General features: G+C 35.0%; 3 protein-coding genes. All 3 read right to left on the bottom strand.

What is annotated here, in order from left to right:
- Positions 1-1,305: OmpA family protein (locus tag WBN20_RS15150; protein WP_424282288.1), on the bottom strand; the 1,305-nt coding region annotated here is incomplete at its 3' end.
- Between the two features lie 11 nt (positions 1,306-1,316).
- Positions 1,317-2,270, bottom strand: a complete 954-nt coding sequence (locus WBN20_RS15145; protein ID WP_424273916.1) for a PorP/SprF family type IX secretion system membrane protein — start codon at positions 2,268-2,270, stop codon at positions 1,317-1,319.
- A 15-nt stretch (positions 2,271-2,285) separates the two neighbouring features.
- The gene (locus tag WBN20_RS15140) at positions 2,286-2,582 is read right to left on the bottom strand and encodes a gliding motility-associated C-terminal domain-containing protein (protein ID WP_424282289.1); all 297 of its coding nucleotides are present in this window, start codon (positions 2,580-2,582) and stop codon (positions 2,286-2,288) included.
- Positions 2,583-2,623: the final 41 nt, after the last annotated feature.

Raw genomic sequence — 2,623 nt, 5'->3', positions numbered from 1 at the left:
GGTTATTGGTTGGAGGCATTCAAAATTTAAAGGTCTGGTTTCTAAAAAACCATAAATATCATCAGCTCCCATTCCTTCTGAACGATTAGATGCAAAATAACCTTTTTTATTATCGTAATTAACTATATACGAAAAATCATCCCTGTTACTATTCACAGGCTCCCCTACATTTAATACAGGTTTTGAATAATCGCCAAACCTAATTTTAGCAGCAAAAATATCCAAGCCCCCGAGACCTGGATGGCCATCTGAAGAGAAATAAAGAACATTCTCACTGCTAACAAACGGGAATGTTTCCCTGGATTCGGTATTTATCGGGGTTCCCAGATTTATTGGTGAACCAAAAGTGCCATCCTCATTTATAGTAACTTTATAAATATCGGATTCTCCCTTAGAATCTGGCATATCTGAAGCAAAATAAAGCGTTTTTTCGTCAGGACTTAGAGCTGGATGTGCAACTGAATAGTTGTCGCTGTTAAAGGGCAGTTCTTCCAGGTTTGACCATTCGCCATCCTTCGAGTTAATTCTAAAAATCTTTAATCTTATTATGCCCTCTTCGTCTTTAGTAGATTTGCCATCAAAAAAGTTATTCCGAGTAAAATATATGGTATTGCCATCTTTTGTAGCTACAGAAGTAGATTCATGAAGTCTGGAATTTATCATATTCATCTTTACTACCAGGTTATTTGAACTACTGTCCGCATTAACCTTATAAATATCCAGAAAATCTTTAGAATTCCACGTATGTCTATATCTGGCAAGATTACCAGTATCGCGGTCCGATGAGAATATCAAACCTTCTTTATAAAACGCAGGGGCAAAATCTGAATATTTGGAATTGTACTCAAAAAGTTCAATATCATAACGACCCGAATTCCTGGCAATTTCTTCCTTATAATCCTTTGATGTTTTAAGTATTTTTGAACGCAAATCATTAGACGTCATATCCGCGAAGCGAGCCAAGATAGAATCTGAATTCGTATAGTCACCAAGAGTTTTAAGTGTTTGGCCGTATCTAAAAAAATACTCTGGTCCTACTTCGGAACCATAGGTTTCAATAAGTTGTTTATAAATCTTTTCGGCCTCTTCATAATTTGCATTAAAATAATATGAATTTCCTAATTTCTCTAATAGATCACTTGTCACAAAACCCTTATCCAGTACTTTCTTATATATATCAATGGCGGGATTAAATGAATATTCTGCATACTTCTTATTTCCCTTGATTACCCGTTTTTCCTGGGCAAAGGTCATTGTCAGTAGAAATACCGTCAGGAGAGAGGTTAAGAGTATTTTATTTGACATTTAACTAAATTTTAAAAGAATCGAGGTGATACTAAACGCTGAAATGATTTGGCTAATTCGAATCTTAGGAAGATTTCAAATGACCCATCATTAAATTGAGTACTTCCTAATTCTGTAGTTTCCTTATCATAAGCAAGACCGAGCATTAGCTGATCTGATAATTGAAATCCTATTAATGCACTAAATGCAGCATCCCATCTGTATGCCACACCAAAGGAGAACTTTTCATTTAGTAAAAAACTTGCTGAAAGATCTATTTGCAATGGGGCTCCACCAACCAATTTAGTTAATAAAGCTGGTTTAAACTTTAATTGACTGTTTAGGTCAAGTACAAGCCCGGTAATTAAATAGAAGTTTATCTTTTCTCTGGATAGGAATTGTACACTATTGGAATCTCGTTGGGAATTATCAAAATAATCTGACGCAACTAATCTTGGGGTTGAAACCCCCAAATAAAATTTATTGGTATGATAATATACTCCCAAACCAAAGTTAGGGGAGAATTTGTTATCTATATTATCCCCTGAAATAGGTTCATTGTCAAAATTATTAAGCCCGTTAAAATCCAGATTTAATAAACTACCCCCAAAATTCAGACCAAAAGATAATTTCCCTTCGGATGATACATCAATGGTATAAGACACTACTGCATCCAAATAGGTTTCCTGAACTACACCATCGCCAATATTATCATTTATAATGGATACACCATAGCCCAGTTTACTATTCCTAATAGGTGAGTGAAGGTTTAATGTAAAAGTTTTCGGTGAACCGTCAAGGCCAACCCACTGAGATCTGTATAAACCAGCAATACTAAGTTGTCCTCTTGAACCGGCATACGCGGGATTTACGCTCATAGTATTATACATATATTGTGTATACTGCGCATCTTGCTGAGCTAATAAACCTCCAATCGTGGTAATAATCAGTATTAGAGAAACAAAGTGGTGCTTGTTAATTATCATATACTTTACCATGTATTATTTACTTATGTAGAGATAACCTGTTTTGGAAATAATTTCCTGCTCCTTTTCGTATTCAAAGATATAGAAATATACGCCAGCGGGCAGATATTCTTCAGCATTGATCGTTGATCTGCCTCTTGATCTGCCATCAAAAATATTATTTTGGTTATTATAGTTACTTCCTTCGTAAACCGCTATACCCCATCTATTAAATATTTTCAGAGAATTATTTAATGCATTTTCTACTCCGTCGATAAATAAGAAATCATTTCTGCCATCATTATTTGGCGTTACTAATTGATTGACTTCAATTTAACCTGAAATTGTCTCTGAAACCAACACCACAACTGTGG

Origin of the sequence: Eudoraea sp., assembly GCF_049665975.1 — a bacterium.
In the GTDB taxonomy this organism is placed as follows: Bacteria; Bacteroidota; Bacteroidia; order Flavobacteriales; family Flavobacteriaceae; genus Eudoraea.
The sequence above is the reverse complement of the archived record's forward strand: the minus strand, read 5'-3'. Positions and strand labels throughout refer to the sequence as shown.

Coding starts and splice junctions, on each gene's coding strand:
- WBN20_RS15145 (WP_424273916.1), bottom strand. CDS start 2,270: ATGATAATTAACAAGCACCACTTTGTTTCTCTAATACTGATTATTACC.